Origin of the sequence: Streptomyces sp. CA-251247 (assembly GCF_050952975.1) — a bacterium.
Taxonomy (GTDB): domain Bacteria; phylum Actinomycetota; class Actinomycetes; order Streptomycetales; family Streptomycetaceae; genus Streptomyces; species Streptomyces achmelvichensis.
Window position 1 is genome coordinate 4,219,286 of record NZ_CP191861.1, and the last position, 18,502, is coordinate 4,237,787.

The 18,502-nt window shown below is 71.1% G+C and carries 15 protein-coding genes; 9 read left to right on the forward strand and 6 right to left on the reverse strand.

Annotated elements, in window-relative coordinates:
* Positions 1-13 precede the first annotated feature (13 nt).
* The 3 genes from ACQPWZ_RS18610 to ACQPWZ_RS18620 form a co-directional block, all read right to left on the reverse strand.
* Positions 14-385, reverse strand: a complete 372-nt coding sequence (locus ACQPWZ_RS18610; protein WP_356704815.1) for a hypothetical protein — start codon at positions 383-385, stop codon at positions 14-16.
* A 74-nt stretch (positions 386-459) separates the two neighbouring features.
* The gene (locus ACQPWZ_RS18615) at positions 460-1,758 is read right to left on the reverse strand and encodes a M18 family aminopeptidase (protein ID WP_340474202.1); all 1,299 of its coding nucleotides are present in this window, start codon (positions 1,756-1,758) and stop codon (positions 460-462) included.
* An 89-nt stretch (positions 1,759-1,847) separates the two neighbouring features.
* A complete protein-coding gene (locus ACQPWZ_RS18620) occupies positions 1,848-3,674 on the reverse strand; it encodes an acyl-CoA dehydrogenase (RefSeq protein WP_405571246.1) in 1,827 nt (608 codons plus the stop codon).
* Between the two features lie 143 nt (positions 3,675-3,817).
* On the opposite strand from ACQPWZ_RS18620, the gene ACQPWZ_RS18625 reads away from it, so the two are divergent.
* From ACQPWZ_RS18625 to ACQPWZ_RS18635, 3 genes are all read left to right on the forward strand, one after another.
* Entirely contained in the window at positions 3,818-4,276 is a 459-nt protein-coding gene (locus tag ACQPWZ_RS18625; protein ID WP_313945228.1) for an SseB family protein, read from the forward strand.
* 108 nt (positions 4,277-4,384) lie between these two features.
* Positions 4,385-5,341, forward strand: a complete 957-nt coding sequence (locus tag ACQPWZ_RS18630) for a pirin family protein (protein ID WP_433571899.1) — start codon at positions 4,385-4,387, stop codon at positions 5,339-5,341.
* A gap of 160 nt (positions 5,342-5,501) precedes the next feature.
* The gene (locus tag ACQPWZ_RS18635; RefSeq protein WP_340474206.1) at positions 5,502-6,581 is read left to right on the forward strand and encodes an AI-2E family transporter; all 1,080 of its coding nucleotides are present in this window, start codon (positions 5,502-5,504) and stop codon (positions 6,579-6,581) included.
* Here the strand turns inward: ACQPWZ_RS18635 and ACQPWZ_RS18640 are convergent.
* On the reverse strand, positions 6,521-8,632 hold the full coding sequence (locus tag ACQPWZ_RS18640) for an ATP-binding SpoIIE family protein phosphatase (RefSeq protein ID WP_433571900.1): 2,112 nt from the start codon (positions 8,630-8,632) through the stop codon (positions 6,521-6,523). The two genes, ACQPWZ_RS18635 and ACQPWZ_RS18640, sit on opposite strands and share 61 nt — an antisense overlap.
* A 206-nt stretch (positions 8,633-8,838) precedes the next feature.
* Here ACQPWZ_RS18640 and aspS point away from each other — a divergent pair, with 206 nt between their 5' ends.
* The 4 genes from aspS (at position 8,839) to ACQPWZ_RS18660 (ending at position 12,922) form a co-directional block, all read left to right on the forward strand.
* Positions 8,839-10,611, forward strand: a complete 1,773-nt coding sequence (aspS, locus tag ACQPWZ_RS18645) for an aspartate--tRNA ligase (RefSeq protein WP_433571901.1) — start codon at positions 8,839-8,841, stop codon at positions 10,609-10,611.
* A 196-nt stretch (positions 10,612-10,807) separates the two neighbouring features.
* Positions 10,808-11,332 (forward strand): SigE family RNA polymerase sigma factor, encoded by a 525-nt coding sequence (locus tag ACQPWZ_RS18650; RefSeq protein ID WP_340474210.1) that lies wholly within the window; start codon positions 10,808-10,810, stop codon positions 11,330-11,332.
* On the forward strand, positions 11,319-12,149 hold the full coding sequence (locus tag ACQPWZ_RS18655) for a hypothetical protein (protein WP_433571902.1): 831 nt from the start codon (positions 11,319-11,321) through the stop codon (positions 12,147-12,149). Before ACQPWZ_RS18650 ends, ACQPWZ_RS18655 begins: the two co-directional genes overlap by 14 nt.
* Complete coding sequence (locus tag ACQPWZ_RS18660; protein ID WP_433571903.1) at positions 12,146-12,922, forward strand: L,D-transpeptidase family protein; 777 nt, start codon at positions 12,146-12,148, stop codon at positions 12,920-12,922. The genes ACQPWZ_RS18655 and ACQPWZ_RS18660 overlap by 4 nt, the downstream gene beginning before the upstream one ends.
* A 77-nt stretch (positions 12,923-12,999) precedes the next feature.
* Here ACQPWZ_RS18660 and metG read toward each other — a convergent pair whose 3' ends face one another.
* Positions 13,000-14,613: a methionine--tRNA ligase gene (gene metG, locus ACQPWZ_RS18665; protein ID WP_340474216.1), complete on the reverse strand. Its 1,614-nt coding sequence runs from the start codon at positions 14,611-14,613 to the stop codon at positions 13,000-13,002.
* 146 nt (positions 14,614-14,759) lie between these two features.
* Between metG and ACQPWZ_RS18670 the strand changes: the two genes are divergently transcribed.
* On the forward strand, positions 14,760-15,413 hold the full coding sequence (locus ACQPWZ_RS18670; RefSeq protein ID WP_383237911.1) for a response regulator transcription factor: 654 nt from the start codon (positions 14,760-14,762) through the stop codon (positions 15,411-15,413).
* Entirely contained in the window at positions 15,410-16,537 is a 1,128-nt protein-coding gene (locus ACQPWZ_RS18675) for a sensor histidine kinase (protein ID WP_433571904.1), read from the forward strand. The genes ACQPWZ_RS18670 and ACQPWZ_RS18675 overlap by 4 nt, the downstream gene beginning before the upstream one ends.
* A 172-nt stretch (positions 16,538-16,709) precedes the next feature.
* Here ACQPWZ_RS18675 and ACQPWZ_RS18680 read toward each other — a convergent pair whose 3' ends face one another.
* Positions 16,710-18,437, reverse strand: coding sequence for a VWA domain-containing protein (locus tag ACQPWZ_RS18680; RefSeq protein ID WP_433571905.1), 1,728 nt, complete (start codon positions 18,435-18,437; stop codon positions 16,710-16,712).
* Positions 18,438-18,502 lie beyond the last annotated feature (65 nt).

The window sequence follows — 18,502 nt, forward strand, 5'->3', positions numbered from 1 at the left end:
GGCCGCGGTGGAGTCAGCGGAACAGGCCCTGCCGTGAGGCAGGCCGGCCGGCCGCGCCGTCCAGGCAGCCCGCCACCCACAGGCCCGGGTCGTACGACGCCTTGCGCCCGCCCCAGCCCTCGGTGTGCAGCCGTGCGCACCCGCCGGCCAGGAGGTCCTTCACCTCCTGGCCGGTGCGGTCGTACTGCCGGACGCGGTTGCCCTGGAGGAAGCCGGATTCGTACGCCACGTCCTCGGCCCACGGCGGCCGGTCGTGGTGCCGGTCGACGAGCACCCAGGCGCCGGTGGCGAGGACGGCCGCCGCCGAGGCGAGCGCGAGCAGCAACGTGCGGCGCGAGGGGCCGGTGTGGTGGACGGCGACCGTGTCATGACCGAGCAGAACCATGGGCACCACGGTGCCGTCCGGGGCCTTTCCCGGATGTTTCGTGATCGCCGAACGTGCCGCCGGGGCGCGGGAGTTCAGCCCTCCAGGAACGACGCGATCGCGTTCGCGAGCAGATAGGGGTCGTCGGCGCCGCACAGTTCCCGCGCGCTGTGCATGGACAGGATCGCCACACCGACGTCGACGGTCTGGATGCCGTGCCGGGCCGCCGTGATGGGGCCGATCGTGGTGCCGCACGGCATCGCGTTGTTCGACACGAACGTCTGCCACGGCACGCCCGCCTTCTCGCAGGCCGCGGCGAACACCGCGCGGCCGCTGCCGTCGGTGGCGTAGCGCTGGTTCACGTTGACCTTGAGGATGGGGCCGCCGCCCGCGCGCGGGTGGTGCGTGGGGTCGTGGCGCTCCGCGTAGTTGGGGTGCACGGCGTGGCCGGTGTCGGAGGACAGGCACACGGTGCCGGCGAAGGCCCGGGCCTTGTCCTCGTAGCTGCCGCCACGGGCGAAGACCGAGCGTTCGAGGACCGTGCCGAGCAGGGGGCCGTCGGCCCCGGTGTCGGACTGGGAGCCGTTCTCCTCGTGGTCGAAGGCGGCGAGTACGGGGATGTACGGCAGGCCGGGCGACGTGGAGACGGCGGTGAGTGCGGCGGTGGCCGCGTGCACGGACAGCAGGTTGTCCATGCGCGGTCCGGCGAGCAGTTCGCGGTCGCGGCCGAGGTAGGCGGGCCGCTCCACGGAGTGCACCATGAGGTCCCAGCCGGTGACGTCGCCCTCGGTGAGACCGGTCTCCTCTTCGAGGAAGTGGATGAGGTCGCCCTCGTGGGTGTCGCCCAGGCCCCAGATCGGCTGCATGTGGCGCTGCTTGTCGAGCTTGAGGCCGTCGGTGTGCACGGAGCGGTCGAGGTGGATCGCCAGCTGCGGCACGCGCAGCAGCGGCCGGTCGATGTTCACCAGGCGGTGGGAGCCGTCGCGCAGGCTCAGCCGGCCGGCGAGCCCGAGGTCGCGGTCGAGCCAGCTGTTGAGGAGCGGGCCGCCGTAGACCTCGACGGCGACCTGCCGCCAGCCGTGCGCACCGGTGTCGGGCAGCGGCTTGACGCGCAGGTTCGGGGAGTCGGTGTGAGCGCCGACGATCCGGAAGGGGGTGTGCGCGGTCGCTCCTTCCGGCACGAACCAGGCGATGATCGCGCCGCCGCGGAGCACGAACCGGCCACCGGTGGTCCCGTCCCAGGCGTCGGTCTCCTGCACCTGGCGGAAGCCGGCCTTCTCCAGCCGTTCGGCCGCGGTGGCCACCGCGTGGTACGGCGTCGGCGAGGCCGTCAGGAAGGACATGAGGTCGTCGGTGTGTCCGCGGTCGAAGCGGGCGGGGGCGCTGCTGCTCATGGAGCCACCTTAACGAGGGGGCCGCGGCGTGCGGAAAGAGGAAAGCGGCCCGCTCCCCAAAGGGAGCGGGCCGCACGAAGCGTGGTCGGTCAGAAGGACGCCTCGTCAAGGTCCATCAGCGAGAGGTCAACGGTTTCCGCGAGGGCGCGCTCGGCGGAGACGCCCGGCAGGATGGTGGCGGCGAAGAACTTCGCGGCCGCGATCTTGCCGCGGTAGAACGCCACGTCCTTGGCCGACGCGGTCTCCAGCTTCTCGGCCGCGACGGCCGCGCCGCGCAGCAGCAGGTAGCCGACGACGACATCGCCGGAGGCCATCAGCAGACGCGTGGTGTTGAGGCCGACCTTGTAGATGTTCTTGACGTCCTCGCCGGTGGCGATGAGGTCGTTCGTCATGGTGCCGACGATCGCCTCGAGGTCCACCGCCGCCTTGGCGAGCGCGTCGCGGGCCGGGGCCAGCTCCTCGCCGCCGGTGCCGACCGCGAGGAACTTCTTGATCTCCTCGGAGAGGGCGTTCAGCGCCTGGCCCTGGTCGCGGACGATCTTCCGGAAGAAGTAGTCCTGGCCCTGGATGGCGGTGGTGCCCTCGTAGAGGGTGTCGATCTTGGCGTCCCGGATGTACTGCTCGACCGGGTACTCCTGGAGGTAGCCGGAGCCACCGAAGGTCTGGAGCGACTGGGCGAGCTGCTCGTAGGACTTCTCGGAGCCGTAGCCCTTGACGATCGGCAGCAGCAGGTCGTTGAGGGCGACGAGGGCGGCGGTGTCCTCGCCCGCGGTCTCCTTGGCGGCGATCTCGTCCTGGATGGACGCCGTGTAGAGGACCATGGCGCGCATGCCCTCGGCGTACGCCTTCTGCGTCATCAGCGAGCGGCGCACGTCGGGGTGGTGCGTGATGGTGACCTTGGGCGCGGTCTTGTCCGCGAAGTTCACCAGGTCCTGGCCCTGGACGCGCTCCTTGGCGTACTCCAGCGCGTTCAGGTAGCCGGTGGAGAGGGTGGCGATGGCCTTCGTGCCGACCATCATCCGGGCGAACTCGATGATCATGAACATCTGGCGGATGCCGTCGTGCTTGTCGCCGATCAGCCAGCCCTGGGCGGGGTGCTGGTCGCCGAACGTGATCTCGCACGTGTTGGACGCCTTGAGGCCCATCTTGTGCTCGACGTTCGTGGCGTACACGCCGTTGCGCTCGCCCAGCTCGCCGGTCTCCCAGTCGAAGTGGAACTTCGGGACCAGGAAGAGGGACAGGCCCTTGGTGCCCGGTCCGGCGCCCTCGGGGCGCGCCAGCACGTAGTGGAGGATGTTCTCCTCCATGTCGTGCTCACCGGAGGTGATGAAGCGCTTCACGCCCTCGATGTGCCAGGAGCCGTCCTCCTGCTCGACGGCCTTGGTGCGGCCGGCGCCCACGTCCGAGCCGGCGTCCGGCTCGGTGAGGACCATGGTGGATCCCCAGCGCTTCTCGACGGCGATCTCGGCGACCTTCTTCTGCGCCTCGTTGCCCTCGGTGAAGAGGATTCCGGCGAAGGCCGGGCCCGAGGAGTACATCCATATGGCCGGGTTCGAGCCCAGCAGCAGCTCCGCGTACGACCAGATCAGGGAGCGGGGCGCGGTGGTGCCGCCGATCTCCTCGGGCAGGCCGAGGCGCCAGTACTCGGAGTCCATGAAGGCTTCGTAGCTCTTCTTGAAGGACGCCGGTACGGGCGCGGTGTTGGTCGCGGGGTCGAAAACCGGGGGGTTGCGGTCGGCGTCCGCGAAGGACTCCGCCAGCTCGTTCTCGGCGAGCCGGGCAACCTCCTCCAGGATGCTCTTGGCGGTGTCGACGTCCATCTCCGCGAACGGACCCGTGCCGTACAGCTTGTCGCGCCCGAGGACCTCGAAGAGGTTGAACTCGATGTCGCGGAGATTCGACTTGTAGTGCCCCATGGCGACGGCTCCGTAAGGATCGGGAGAAGGGCCGGACAGCGGACTGCTCGTCCACGTACCAGTAAGTAGCTACGATGATGCTACCCGTCGGTAATAAGATGCAACCCCTCTTGGGTGAACTGTGACTCGTTACTCTTGCGGGCATGTACGGCTATGACCAGAACCCGGGCGCTCAACAGCAGTACGCCCCCCAGCAGCCATATGGGGGACAGCCGCACGGGCAGCCGCTGTATCCCGAGCCGTCGCCGCCGTCCCTCGCCGACGCCGTACGCGCCTTCACCACGGCTTCTCTGTCCGCGGAGGACTTCCAGCAGATCTTCGCGACCTCCAAGGTCTACTGCCCGCGGGGCGACAATCCGGGGTTCCTGGCGCTGCACAACACCCAGCAGCCGGTCATTCCGATGTTCACCTCCCTCAAGGAGCTCCGCAGGTACGCGGGCAAGGAGTCCAAGTACTTCGTGATCACCGGGGCCGAGGTCATCGACCTGCTGCCGACGGGGTACGGCTTCGTCCTCGACATGGAGGGCGAGCACCGCATGGTCTTCGACGCGAAGGCCGTCGAGCAGATGGTCGACTTCGCGATGCGGCGGATGTACGGCTGACGACGCCGCTCGACGGGCGCCCGGGAGGAATACCTCCCGGGCGCTTCTCGTTCCAGGTGGCAGAAAGTTCAGCATTCAACTAAAGTGGTCGCACAAGGAGGTCCTCCCATGCCTGCAGTGACTGTCGAGAACCCGCTCACCCTGCCGCGCGTGTCCGCACCCGCGGACGCCGTGTCGCGGCCCGTCCTCGCGGTGACCACCGCGCCCAGCGGCTTCGAGGGGGAGGGTTTCCCGGTGCGCCGTGCGTTCACCGGGATCAACTACCGCTACCTCGACCCGTTCATCATGATGGACCAGATGGGCGAGGTGGACTACGCGCCGGGCGAGCCGAAGGGGACGCCCTGGCACCCGCACCGCGGCTTCGAGACCGTCACCTACCTGATTGACGGAACGTTCATCCACCAGGACAGCAACGGCGGCGGCGGAACCATCCAGGACGGCGACACCCAGTGGATGACCGCGGGCTCCGGCCTGCTGCACATCGAGGCGCCGCCGGAGTCGCTCGTCATGTCCGGCGGGCTCTTCCACGGCCTCCAGCTCTGGGTGAACCTGCCCGCGGCCGACAAGATGATGGACCCCCGCTACCAGGACATCCGCGGCGGACAGGTCCAGCTGCTCAGCACGCCCGACGGCGGTGCGCTGCTGCGCGTCATCGCGGGTGAGCTCGACGGTCACGAGGGCCCCGGCATCACGCACACGCCGATCACGATGATCCACGCGACGCTGCGTCCCGGCGCGCAGCTCACGCTGCCGTGGCGCGAGGAGTTCAACGGCCTCGCCTACGTCCTGGCCGGACGCGGCACGGTCGGCACCGACCGCCGGCCGGTCCGCACCGGGCAGACCGCGGTCTTCGGCGACGGCGGTTCGCTGACCGTGCGTGCGGACGAGACCCAGGACTCGAACACCCCGGACCTCGAGATCGTGCTGCTGGGCGGCCGGCCGATCCGGGAGCCCATGGCGCACTACGGGCCCTTCGTGATGAACACGCAGGCCGAACTCCAGCAGGCCGTCGAGGACTTCCAGAAGGGTCGCCTCGGCACCGTCCCGGCCGTCCACGGGATGTAGCGGCGATCCTCCGGACCCCGCCGAGTGGTGTGCGTTTCCCGCACGCCGCCCGGCGGGGCCCGCGCCGTTCCGCTGCCCCGGAGGCTGTCATCTGATGGAGTGTCACCCGCCTGGCGGTGAACGGCGGGACGTGGCCGTCCGGCTGTGATCGGGTGGGGGCGTGCTGACCCTTCTGCCCGAGCCCGTGCGGCGCGTCACCGCCTGGTGCGTGGTCGCGCTCCTCGTGGCGGGGGTGGGCGCGGTCCTCATCTGGCTGATCAGCACGTTCCAGGCCGCCGTCACCCCGGTTCTGCTCGCCCTGCTCGGAACGGCCCTGCTCGGGCCGCTGCACCGGCGGCTCATCCGGATGAAGATGCACCGTTCGCTGGCCGCCGGGCTGACGTGTGCCGCCGTGGTCGCCGTCGTCGGCGGCGCCGGGTACATCGTCGTCAGCGCGCTGATCGAGACCGGCGACCAGATCGTGGCCTCGGTGCGGCAGGCGGCCAGGGACCTCACGGGCCTGCTGGGGTCCGCCGGCACGTCGCTCGACGATCTCGCCGCCAACGCCCGGGAGCTGTTGGGCAAGTTCGGCAGCACCGCCGCGTCCGGCGTCATCAGCGGACTGAGCGTGGTGGCCGAACTGATCGCCACCGCCGTGCTCGCCCTGCTGCTGATCTTCTTCTTCCTGCGGGACTCGCACAAGGCCGTCGGACTGGTGCGCTCCCTGGTGCCCGGATCGAGCGGAGACGCCGCCGAGGCCATGGGACGGCGGGCCTTCGAGGCCGTCGAGGGCTTCATGCGGGGCACCACGTTCATCGCGCTGATCGACGCGCTCTGCATCACCGTCGGGCTGCTGGTCCTGCGGGTGCCGGGGGCGATGGGGCTCGGCGCCCTGGTCTTCGTCGGGGCCTACATCCCCTATCTCGGGGCCTTCCTCTCCGGCACGGTCGCCGTGCTCGTGGCGCTCGCCGACCGCGGTTTCGCGATCGCGCTGTGGGCGCTCGGGGTGGTGCTGGCCGTCCAGGTGCTGGAGGGCCATGTGCTCCAGCCCGTCATCCAGAGCCGTACGGTGCAGATGCACCCGGCCGTCGTCATGCTGGCGATCACCGCCGGAGCGGGCGTTGCCGGCATCCTCGGCATGCTGCTCGCCGTGCCGGTCACGGCCGCCGCGTTCGGGGTGATCGGCGAGCTGCGCACCCGCTACGCGGCCTCGGGCTCCGGCCCGGCGGGCGGCACCTCGCCGGACGCCGGGGACTCGTAGAGCTCGAACCAGATCGACTTCCCCTCGCCCCGCGGGTCCACCCCCCACGCGTCCGCGAGCATCTCCATCAGCAGCAGGCCCCGCCCGGAGGAGGCCAGTTCGCCGGGGCGGCGCTTGTGCGGCAGTTCGTCGCTGGAGTCGGTGACCTCCACCCGCAGCTGCCGGGTGCTGTCCCGGCCGACGACCTCCGCGAGGAGCAGGGCGTTGCCGTCCGTGTGGACGAGCACATTGGTCACCATCTCCGAGACCATCAGCACCGCGGAGTCGACCTGCTCCGCGTCCGCCCAGTCGTGCAGCATCTCCCGCAACTGCTGCCGGGCCACCGCGATCCGTTCCGGCTCCGCCTGGGCCACGCTCATCGCGGTGCGCCGCGCGGCCTTGCGGTCGGGCGAGCCGTCGCGGGAGATCAGCAGGACGGCGATGTCGTCCTCGCGCCGGTCGGCGAGCGGGCCGGTGGTGTAGTGGGAACCGGGGCCGTGCACCGCCTGGACCAGCTGGTCGGCGAGCTCCTCCAGCGACCCGGACTCGTCGCTCTCCAGGACCGTGCGCAGCCGGTCCCACCCGGTGTCCAGATCGTGCCCGCCGGTCTCGATGAGCCCGTCGGTGCAGATCATCATCGTCTCGCCGGCCTCCAGCGTGAAGCTGGTCGTCGGGTAGTAGGTGTCCGCATCGATGCCCAGCGGCAGCCCGCCTTCGGTGGGCCGCAGCAGCACCGTGCCGTCGGCCATCCGGACGGCCGGTTCCGGGTGGCCGGCGCGGGCGATCTCGATGCGGCCGGTCGCCGGATCGGCCTCCAGATAGAGACAGGTGGCGAACCGCGGGCCGGCGTGGTCGCCCTCGTCGTAGGTGTCCGTGATGCCGTGCAGAAAGCGGGAGGCCCGGGAGAGCACCGCGTCCGGCCGGTGACCCTCGGAGGCGTAGGCGCGCAGCGCGATCCGCAGCTGGCCCATCAGCCCCGCGGCGCGCACGTCGTGGCCCTGGACGTCGCCGATCACCAGCGCCATCCGGCCCGACGGCAGCGGGATCATGTCGTACCAGTCGCCGCCGACCTGGAGGCCGCCCCCGGTGGGCACGTACCGGGCGGCCACCGACATCCCGGGGATCGCGGGCCCGAGCACCGGCATCATCGAGCGCTGGAGGCCCAGCGACAGCTCGCGCTCCGAGTCGGCCACACCGGCGCGGGCGAGCGCCTGCGCCAGCATCCGGGCGACGGTGGTGAGCACGGACCGTTCGTCGGGGGTGAAGGCCACCCGGTGCTTGAACGCCGCCATCCAGGCGCCGATCGTGCGCCCGGCGACGATCAGGGGCAGGAAGGCCCAGGACTGGCGGCCGAAGCGCTGGGCGAGCGGCCAGGTGGTGGGGTAGCGGCGGCGGTACTCCGCGGGGGTGGGCAGATACGCGGCCCGGCCGGTGCGCACCACTTCGGCGGCCGGATAGTCCGTGTCCACCGACATGTCGAGGAAGGGATGGTCGTCGTCCGCCTGGTGCCCGTGGTGGCCGATGATCGTGAGCCGGTCGCCGGCGACACCGAACACCGCGAGACCGTCCGGCGAGAAGCCCGGCATGGACAGGGATGCGGCGACCCGCAGGACCTCGGCGGTGGAGCGGGCCTCGGCCAGCGCGCGCCCCGCGTCCAGCAGGAACGCCTCGCGGGAGCGCCGCCAGTCACCGGTGATGGCGGTCTGAGCGGCGGTGCCCTCCGTCGGCTCGGCGACCTCCTGGAGCATGCCGATCAGCAGGTAGCCGCCCTCCTGGGCGATCGGCCTGGAGCGGCTGCGGACGGTACGGAGCACCCGGCCGGCCTCGTCGACGATCCGCAGCCGGCCCTCGGCGAGCGTCCCCTCGGCGATGGCGAGGCTGACGACGCCGTTGATCTCGTTCCAGTCGACGGGGTGGAACCGGGAGCGCACGGTGCCCTCGGGGTACGTACCGGATTCGGCGGGCAGCTCGAGCAGCCGGGCGGCCCCCGCGTCGAGGGTGACGGTCCCGGATGCGTTGTCCCACCGCCACAGGCCGGTCGCGATCGCGGCCAGGACGTCCTCGGTGCGCATTGCCTCACTTTATTCCGATCTTCGGCCCGATGACGTCCCGGGGGGCGGGGGCCGGACGGCCGATGATCTACGGCGGCAGGGCCGTCCCAGGGCGGTCCGAGGGGCGTCCAAGCGGGGCATGTATATGCCAATGAGGCGAAGGGGGGCCGGGCGGTAACCTTGACGGGCCCGGCCACCCCCGAATCGCTAAGACTGGATGAACGACGATGCATCGGTACAGGTCCCACACCTGCGGCGAGCTCCGCGCCTCTGACGTCGGAGCCGACGTCCGGCTGAGCGGCTGGCTGCACAATCGCCGAGACCTGGGTGGCATCCTCTTCATCGATCTGCGCGACCACTACGGCATCACGCAGCTCGTGGCCCGCCCCGGCACTCCGGCCAACGAGGCGCTGTCGAAGCTCACCAAGGAGACCGTCGTCCGTGTCGACGGCAAGGTCTCCGCGCGCGGCGCCGACAACGTCAACCCCGACCTGCCGACCGGTGAGGTCGAGATCGAGGTCTCCGAGGTGGAGGTGCTGGGCGCGGCCCAGCAGATCCCGTTCACGATCAACGCCGACGACGGCGTCAACGAGGAGCGGCGCCTGGAGTACCGCTTCCTCGACCTGCGTCGCGAGCGCATGCACCGCAACATCATGCTGCGCTCCGCCGTCATCGCCTCGATCCGCCAGAAGATGGTGGCCCTCGGCTTCAACGAGATGGCGACCCCGATCCTGACCGCGACCTCCCCCGAGGGCGCACGGGACTTCGTGGTGCCCTCCCGGCTGCACCCCGGCCGGTTCTACGCGCTGCCGCAGGCGCCGCAGCAGTTCAAGCAGCTGCTGATGGTCTCCGGCTTCGACCGCTACTTCCAGATCGCGCCCTGCTTCCGCGACGAGGACGCCCGCGCCGACCGCTCGCCCGGCGAGTTCTACCAGCTCGACCTGGAGATGAGCTTCGTCGAGCAGGAGGACGTCTTCCAGCCGATCGAGAAGCTGATGACCGAACTCTTCGAGGAGTTCGGCGGCGGCCGGCACGTCACCTCGCCGTTCCCGCGCATCCCGTTCCGCGAGTCGATGCTCAAGTACGGCAACGACAAGCCCGACCTGCGTGCGCAGCTCGAACTGGTCGACATCACCGACGTCTTCGCGGGCTCCGACTTCAAGGCCTTCGCCGGCAAGCACGTGCGGGCCCTGCCGGTGCCGGACGTCGCCGGTCAGTCGCGGAAGTTCTTCGACGGCCTCGGTGAGTACGCCGTCGAGCACGGCGCCAAGGGTCTCGCCTGGGTCCGCGTGGCCGAGGACGGCTCCCTGACCGGCCCGATCGCCAAGTTCCTCACCGAGGACGACATCAAGGTCCTCACCGAGCGCCTCGGCCTGGAGGCCGGCCACGCCGTCTTCTTCGGCGCCGGCGACTTCGACGAGGTCTCCAAGATCATGGGCGCGGTCCGCGTCGAGGCCGCCAAGCGCGCCGGCCACTTCGAGGAGAACGTCTTCCGGTTCTGCTGGATCGTCGACTTCCCGATGTACGAGAAGGACGAGGAGACCGGCAAGGTCGACTTCTCCCACAACCCCTTCTCGATGCCTCAGGGCGGCATGAAGGACCTGGAGGAGAAGGACCCGCTCGACATCCTCGCCTGGCAGTACGACATCGTCTGCAACGGCATCGAGCTCTCCTCGGGCGCCATCCGGAACCACGAGCCCGAGGTCATGCTGAGGGCCTTCGAGATCGCCGGTTACGACCGCGAGACCGTGGAGCACGAGTTCAAGGGCATGCTGAAGGCGTTCCGCCTCGGCGCCCCGCCGCACGGCGGTATCGCCCCGGGTGTCGACCGCATCGTGATGCTGCTGGCCGACGAGCCCAACATCCGCGAGACGATCGCCTTCCCGCTCAACGGCAACGCGCAGGACCTGATGATGGGCGCGCCGACCGAGCTGGACGAGTCGCGGCTGCGCGAACTGCACCTCCAGATCCGCAAGCCGGCCGTCAAGCCCGGCGAGTAGCCGGACACGCAGCGCTGATGCGAAGGCCCCGCACCGGGTGACCGGTGCGGGGCCTTCGCCGTCCCGGCACGGCCGGGCGCTGCTGGGAGGGCTTCTCGCAGGACGTTTCGACGAGCGGCACTCCCGGGCAACCCGATCGGCACCCCGGCGCGTTCCTCTGACGTGGAAGACCGAACGCAAGGGCGGTGGCGGTGCGATGGGCTCCGAGAGCGACGACGGCGACTTCGAGGAATTCGTCGCCGCCCGCGGCCCGCGACTGCTGCGCATGGCCTGGCTGCTGACCGGCGACGCGCATCTCGCCGAGGACCTGCTGCAGACCGTGCTGGCCAAGGTGTGGCCGCGCTGGCACAGAATCGCGGCGGACCATCCGGAGGCGTACATACGCACGGCACTGGTGCACACCCATGCCTCCTGGTGGCGCCGGCGCTGGCGGGGCGAGGTACCGCACGGGGTGGTTCCCGACACGGCAGCGCAGTGGGACGCGTACGCCGGGGTCGACCTGGAGCAGTCCCTGGCCGCGGCCGTACGCCTGCTGCCGGTGCGTCAGCGGGCGGTGGTGGTCCTGCGCTACTTCGAGGACCTGAGCGTCGAGGACACCGCGGCCACGCTCGGCTGCGCCCCGGGCACCGTCAAGAGCCAGTCCGCGAAGGCCTTGCGCACCCTGCGGGCGCTGCTGCCCGCGGCCGTCGTGGAAGGCGGTGAGCGTCGTGCCCGACCGTGAGGGCGACCAGGCCGAATACGCCGAGCAGGAACTCCGTGTCCTGCTGGAGCGGGCGACACCGAAGCTGCCCGCGCCCGAAGGACGGCTCCAGCAGGTACGCGAACGCATGGCCCGCCGCCGGCGCATTCGCCGGACCGGGGGCGCCGGCGCGGTCGCGGTCACCGCCGCCGTCCTCGCCGGAACACTGGCGCCGGACCTCCTGCGCGACGACGGCACCCGGCAGGTGACCCCCGCCGCACCGATGCCTTCGGGGAGGGCGACGGAGGGAGCGGTGACGGAGACGGCCGTGACCTTTCCCGAGCTCTCCGCGCTGACCCTGCGGCTCCCTGAGCAGTGGCAGGCGCTGGCGGTCCCCGAGGCGCCCGAGTTCAAGGCGGCGGCGCAGGGCTTCGCCGGCAATCAGTTGCCCGGCGCGGTCGGCCGGGCCTGCCCGGACAAGGCCGTCCGCGGCTGCCTGCCGCTGGAGGTTCTGCGGCCCGGCGGCGTGTTGCTTACCCTGACCATGGAGCGCAGCGCCGGCTTCGGGACCAAGGCCAGACAGCCGGCCCAGCTGTACGACACGGTCACCGTGACGCCCGCCTGCCGCAAGATCGGCGGTCGGACGTCCTACAGCACACTGGTCGGCGGCGTACCGGACCCCGACGCAGGGCTACTGGTCACCCTCTGCGTCGCCACCGGCACACCCCGGGGAACGGTGGACGAAGCCCGGCGCATCGTGGCCGGTATGCGGTTCGGCGGCGTGACGGCCTCCCCCGCACCCACACCGACGCCCTTCGGCACCCTGCCCGCGACACAGCAGCCGAAGGACCCGGAATGAAAGGCCCGTACATGCCACTGCGGACCGGAGCGATCCCGGCAGTGGCGCTCGCGGCCTCTTTGGTGCTCACCGGCTGTGGTGCGGGCGTCACCGCGGGGCCGCCGCCGTCCGCGGACACCTCCGCCGTCACGGACACCAAGGGCGGCCGAGCGGGGGCGGCCGAGCCGCTGAGCGCACGGCCGAAGGAGATACCCGGCATCGGACCGGCGACTCGCGCCCGGATCGGCACGGCCTCCCGTCAGGCACTCGTGGTCACCGGCGGCACCCGCGACGCCAACCGTGCCGTCGCCACCCTCTACGAGCGCGACGACGCCCGCGGCTGGGAGGCCGTCGCCGGTCCCTGGCCGGCACACAACGCGCTGCGCGGCTGGACCGACGACCACCGCCAGAACGATCTGCGGTCACCGATCGGCGTCTTCGGTCTCACGGACGCGGGCGGCCGGCTGCCGGACCCGGGGACGGCGCTGCCGTACGACCGGGGGCCGGCGTTCACCGCGCGCGGCACGAACTTCGACGGTGAGCCGCTGACCGGGGCGTTCGACTATGTCGTGGCGATCAACTACAACCGCGAGCCCGGCACGACCCCGCTGGACTGGACCCGCCCGCTCGGCCCGTCCAAGGGCGGCGGGATCTGGATCCACGTGGACCACGGGGGCGCGACGCAGGGGTGCGTGTCGCTTCCGCGCGGACGGATGAAGGAGCTCCTGAAGCAGCTCGACCCCGACCGGCGGCCGGTCGTGGTGATGGGGCCCGCCGAGTCCCTGGCCCGCTGAAACCGCAGGAAGGGACGGAACGCGCCGAGCCCCGGCGGTGCCGGGGCTCAGCGGTGTCGATGCGGGGTGGGACGGCGTTACGCCGGCTTCTCCTCCAGACGCGGGAACAGCACCGCGCCCTTGGTGACCGTCGCACCGACCGGCAGCCTGCCCCACTCGCCGGCGTGCTGCACACGCTGGTCCGCGAGAGCGCCGAGACCGGGCTCCGCGCCCAGCGAGTCCCACAGCGCCTGCGACGTCTGAGGCATCACCGGGTGCAGCAGGACGGCGACCGCCCGCAGCGACTCCGCCGCCGTGTAGAGGATCGTCGCGAGACGTGCCTGGCCCTCGGGCGAGGTGTCCTTGGCGACCTTCCAGGGCTCCTGCTCGGTGATGTAGCCGTTGACCTGCTTCACGAACTCGAAGACCGACAGGATGCCGCCCTGGAAGTCCAGCTCGTCACCGATCTTGCGGTCGGCCTCGGCGACCGCCCGGGCCAGACCCTCCTGGACCGCCTTCTCCGCCTCGCCGGGCGCCGTGGCCTCCGGCAGCGCGCCGCCGAAGTACTTGCCGACCATCGCCGCGACACGGGACGCGAGGTTGCCGTAGTCGTTGGCGAGCTCGCTGGTGTACCGGGCGGTGAAGTCCTCCCAGGAGAACGAGCCGTCCTGGCCGAACGCGATCGCGCGCAGGAAGTACCAGCGGTACGCGTCCACGCCGAAGTGCGAGGTCAGGTCCTGCGGCTTGATGCCGGTCAGGTTCGACTTCGACATCTTCTCGCCGCCGACCATCAGCCAGCCGTTGGCCGCGACCTTGCCGGGCACCGGCAGGCCGTTCGCCATCAGCATCGCGGGCCAGATGATCGCGTGGAACCGCAGGATGTCCTTGCCGACCAGGTGCACGTCGGCCGGGAAGGTCTCCTCGAACTTCGCCGGGTTCTCGTTGTAGCCGACCGCGGTCGCGTAGTTGAGGAGCGCGTCGATCCACACGTAGATCACGTGCTTGTCGTCCCACGGCACCTTCACGCCCCAGTCGAACGTCGACCGGGAGATCGACAGGTCCTGGAGGCCCTGCTTGACGAAGTTCATGACTTCGTTGCGGGCCGACTCGGGCTGGATGAAGCCGGGGTCGGCCTCGTAGAGCTCCAGCAGCTTCGGACCGTACTCGCTGAGCTTGAAGAAGTAGTTCTCCTCCTTGAGGAGCTCCACCGGCGTCTTGTGGATCGAGCAGAGCTTCTGCCCGGCGAACTCGCCCTCGCCGTCGATCAGGTCGCCGGGGAGCTTGTACTCCTCGCAGCCCACGCAGTACGGGCCCTCGTAGCCGCCCTTGTAGATCTCGCCCTTGTCGTACAGGTCCTGCACGAACTCCTGCACACGGTCCGTGTGCCGCTTCTCCGTCGTCCGGATGAAGTCGTCGTTCGCGATGTTCAGGTGCTCCCAGAGAGGCTTCCAGGCCTCTTCCACGAGCTTGTCGCACCACTCCTGGGGCGTGACGCCGTTCGCCTCGGCAGTGCGCATGATCTTCTGACCGTGCTCGTCCGTGCCGGTGAGGTACCACACCTTCTCGCCGCGCTGGCGGTGCCAGCGGGTGAGCACGTCGCCTGCGACGGTCGTATAGGCGTGGCCCAGGTGAGGAGCGTCGTTGACGTAGTAGATGGGGGTCGTGACGTAGTACGCCTTCGCCCCCTGCTTCTCGGATCCAGTGGCCGCCATGGTCGAAATCCTAACGGCCCCCGGAAGGTCACCTCACCCGGATAAACCCCGGCCACCGGGACGGAGACGTCCGCGAAACATCCTGTGCCGTAAAAAGACGCATCCTGGGAGGAGAGGCGGCGCGGACTGTGCAGGGGGAGGACAACATGCGGGTACTGGTCGCCGAGGACGAACAGGTTCTGGCAGAACTGGTCGCCACGGGGCTGCGGCGGGCCGGATTCGCCGTCGACACCGTCTACACCGGGGACGCGGCCCTCGCCTACCTCGGACTGCACGACTACGACGTCGTCGTCCTCGACCGCGACCTGCCGCGGGTGCACGGCGACGAGGTGGCCCGCGAACTGGTCGCCTCCGCCGCCCGCACGCGCATCCTGATGCTGACCGCGGCCTCGTCCATGGAGGACCGGGTGGAGGGGCTCGACCTCGGGGCCGACGACTATCTGGGCAAGCCCTTCGAGTTCCCCGAGCTGGTCTCCCGGGTCCGTGCGCTGCGCCGGCGCAGCGCACGGCCGGTGCCGCCGCTGCTGGAGCGCCGGGGCGTCCGGCTGGACACGGTCCGGCGCACGGCCGAGCGCGACGGCCGGGAGCTGGACCTCTCCCCGAAGGAGTTCTCGGTGCTCCAGATCCTGCTGGAGGCGGACGGAGCGCCGGTCTCGGCGGAGGAACTGCTGGAGCGGGCCTGGGACGCGCACGCGGATCCGTTCACCGGCGCGGTCCGGGTGTGCATGAGCAAGCTGCGGTCGAAGCTGGGGGAGCCCGCGCTGATCCGTACGGTCCAGGGTGTGGGGTACGCCCTGTGAGCCGCGACGGACTGGGGCCCGGCTCGACGATCCGGACCCGGATCGCCCTCGTCTACGGAGGAGTCTTCCTGGTCCTCGGCGCCTGTCTGCTCGGGATCGTCAACGTCCTCTCGCGCGCCGGTACGGACGACAAGGTGACCGCCATCAGGGCGCGCGCCGTGCCGGAACTGCCGGTGCGGGACGTGCGGGGCGCGACCGTGGTGCAGCTGACCGAGAGCGTCCAGGCCGAGGCGGGGCGGCAGATGCTGATCTGGTCGGCGTTCGCCCTGCTGGCGATGGCGCTCTGCGCGGTCGCGGTGGGGTGGTGGACCGCCGGGCGGGTGCTGCGGCCCGTGCACGCCATGACGGCGAAGGCACGGACCCTCTCGGAGCGGGCGCTGCCGGGGGTCCCGCCGGGCGGAGTCTGGGGGAGGATCGGCGCGAGCGGACCCGATGACGAGCTCAAGGAGCTCGGCAACACGCTGGACTCCCTGCTGGCCCGGCTGGAGAAGGCGTTCGACAGCCAGCGGCGGTTCATCGCGAACGCCTCGCACGAGCTGCGTACGCCGCTGGCCACCCAGCGCACCGCGATCCAGGTGGGCCTGGACGCGGACGCCACCCCCGAGGAACTGGCCGCGACCAAGCAGGTGTTGCTCGACAGCAACCGGCGCAGTGAACGGCTCATCGACGGGCTGCTGGTCCTGGCGCGCAGCGAACGGGGGCTGGCGGAACGCGAGGCCGTCGACCTGGGGGAGGTCGTCGTGGAGGAGGCAGCGCGGTACGACGTGACGGCGCGGGTGGCGCAGGGCGCGGTGGTGCGGGGGAACCGGCTGCTGCTGGCGCAGCTGGTGCGCAATCTGATGGCGAACGCGGTCGACTACAACATCCCGGACGGCACGGTGGCGGTCGCGGTGTCGGGTGGTGTGTTCACCGTCGTCAACACCGGTCCGGTCGTCCCCGCGGAGGAGATCGCGGCGCTGTTCGAGCCGTTCCGGCGGGGGGAAGGGCGGGACCGGATGGGTCCCGGGGCGGGCCTGGGGCTCTCGATCGTCCGCACGATCGCGCAGGCGCACGGCGGCACGGTGACGGCCGAGCCGGGGCCCGAGGGCGGGCTGGCCGTCACCGTGACGCTGCCTGTCGGTTAGGTCGTGTCCGCAAAGTCTCGTCTGGTTCGCGACGACCAGCACGCACCCTCGCTGCGTTGCCGATACGCCCGAGTAGCTCCGCTACGAGGGCGCACCGGCGCCTTGCGATCGCACGCACCGGACGCCGCGAACCCCGCCCTGCGGGCGGACGACGACACTTTGCGGACACTCCCTAGAGCTTCCAGGTCTTCAGCAGACCCCCGAACACCTCGGCGTCCGGCAGGTCGCGCGGGGCCGGGCCCGCGTGGAAGAACCCGGCGTTGTCGACGGAGAGCTTGCGGAGGTAGTCGAAGGCCTTCGCGTCGTGCTCGCCGAAGGCGACGAACTGCCAGAACACCTTCTTGTCCGCCGCCGCGGCCAGCGCGTCGGTGGCGGCGGTCTTGGACTCGGGAGCGCCGTCCGTCTGGAAGATCACGAACGCGGGGGCGTCGGTGCCGGCCTTGGCGTGCAGGGCGAGCACCTCCTCGACAGCGAGGTGGTAGTTGGTCCGCCCCATGCGCCCGAGGGAGTTGTGCAGTTCGTCGATGCGGCCCTCGTACGCGTCGAGGGTGAGCTCGCCGGTCCCGTCGATCTCGGTCGAGAAGAACACCACACCGACGTTTCCGCCTGCGTCCGCGTCCAGTTCGGCGGCGAGAGCGAGAGCCTGCTCGCCGAGGTGCTGGGCGCTGCCGTCCTTGAAGTACGGCCGCATGGACCCGGACCGGTCCAGGACGAGGTAGACGCGGGCACGGGCGGAGGCGAGCCCGGCGTCGGCGAGGGCGGCGCGGGCGGCGTCGCGACGGGCGACCAGGGAAGCGGTGGCCCCGGTTGTCGCCTTGGCCGGCGCGGGGGTGGCGACGGTCTCGGTCTCGGGCGCCGAGGTGGCCTTCGTGGTGGCGCGCTTGGCCGGGGCGGACTTCTTGGGCGCGGCGGCCTTGGTGGCCACCTTGGCGGCGGGCTTGTCGCCGGTGTCGGCCTCCGTCGTGGCGGGAGCGGGAGCGGCAGCGGCCTTGGCCGGGGCCTTCTTCGCCGGAGCCTTCTTGGCGGTGGTCTTCCGCGGCTTGGCCGGGGCGGGGGTCTCAGCCTTCGCCTCGGCGGCGGGCTTGTCGGCGGTGTCCGCGGCGGCGGCGGGTTCCGGGGCAGCCGTCTCGGCAGGCGCCGGGGTCTCCTCGGCCTTCGCTTCGACGGCCGGTTCGGCCGCGAGGGCTTCCTGCTTGGCGGGGGTTTCCGCCTTCGGCTTCGCTTCGGCCTTCGTGGCAGCCGACTTGGCAGGCGCCGGGACCTTCTCGGCCTTCGGCTCGGCGGCCGGTTCGGCCGCGGGGGTTTCCGGCTTCGGCTCCGCCTCGGGAGCCTTCGCCTTCGCGACGGGGGCGGCCTCTTCGGCAGCTTCCTGCTTCGCGGGAGTCTTGGCCGTCGGCTTCGCTTCGGCCTTGGCGGCGGCCGACGTGGCAGGCGCCGGGGCCTCCGCCTTCGGCTTTGCGTCGGAGGTCGCCGACTTCGCGGCGGCCGCCTCTTCGGCAGCCTCCGGCTTCGACGGGGTCTCCGCCTCGACGGGCGCGGCCGCGGACGGCGCAGGCTCCTCCGCCTTCGCCGATTCCGCAGCTGCCGGGGCCACCTCGGGCTCAGCCGCGGGCGCCGCGGACTCCGGCTTCGCCGGGGCCGTCTCCGGGTCCGGTTCCGTCCTCGCTTGGTGCGGGACCGACTTCTTCCGGCCCTTGGGGGCCGCCTTGTCGAACGCCGCCGAGACCAGGTCCGCCGCTCTGTCCGCCGGAGTCGGTGCCGGCACCGTCGCCGAGGACGGCGAGGTCGTCGTGGCGGTCTCCGTGCGTTCCGACTGGGGCGGGACGGATGCTGCCGTCGACTCGGTGGGCTCCGACCGGTCGCGACCGAATACCTTGCGCAGCAAGCTCCGAATGCCCATGTGCGAGGCCTTTCGCATGAGTTGAGTGCGATGAATGTCCGCACATGGGCCGGGGTGTCCAAGGT

Excerpts from the sequence above, each read along its gene's own strand:
- ACQPWZ_RS18610 (WP_356704815.1), bottom strand. The coding sequence starts at position 385 with ATGGTTCTGCTCGGTCATGACACGGTCGCCGTCCACCACACCGGCCCC.
- ACQPWZ_RS18615 (WP_340474202.1), bottom strand. The coding sequence starts at position 1,758 with ATGAGCAGCAGCGCCCCCGCCCGCTTCGACCGCGGACACACCGACGAC.
- ACQPWZ_RS18620 (WP_405571246.1), bottom strand. The coding sequence starts at position 3,674 with ATGGGGCACTACAAGTCGAATCTCCGCGACATCGAGTTCAACCTCTTC.
- ACQPWZ_RS18625 (WP_313945228.1), top strand. The coding sequence starts at position 3,818 with ATGTACGGCTATGACCAGAACCCGGGCGCTCAACAGCAGTACGCCCCC.
- ACQPWZ_RS18630 (WP_433571899.1), top strand. The coding sequence starts at position 4,385 with ATGCCTGCAGTGACTGTCGAGAACCCGCTCACCCTGCCGCGCGTGTCC.
- ACQPWZ_RS18640 (WP_433571900.1), bottom strand. The coding sequence starts at position 8,632 with ATGCGCACCGAGGACGTCCTGGCCGCGATCGCGACCGGCCTGTGGCGG.
- aspS (WP_433571901.1), top strand. The coding sequence starts at position 8,839 with ATGCATCGGTACAGGTCCCACACCTGCGGCGAGCTCCGCGCCTCTGAC.
- ACQPWZ_RS18650 (WP_340474210.1), top strand. The coding sequence starts at position 10,808 with ATGGGCTCCGAGAGCGACGACGGCGACTTCGAGGAATTCGTCGCCGCC.
- ACQPWZ_RS18660 (WP_433571903.1), top strand. The coding sequence starts at position 12,146 with ATGAAAGGCCCGTACATGCCACTGCGGACCGGAGCGATCCCGGCAGTG.
- metG (WP_340474216.1), bottom strand. The coding sequence starts at position 14,613 with ATGGCGGCCACTGGATCCGAGAAGCAGGGGGCGAAGGCGTACTACGTC.
- ACQPWZ_RS18670 (WP_383237911.1), top strand. The coding sequence starts at position 14,760 with ATGCGGGTACTGGTCGCCGAGGACGAACAGGTTCTGGCAGAACTGGTC.
- ACQPWZ_RS18680 (WP_433571905.1), bottom strand. The coding sequence starts at position 18,437 with ATGGGCATTCGGAGCTTGCTGCGCAAGGTATTCGGTCGCGACCGGTCG.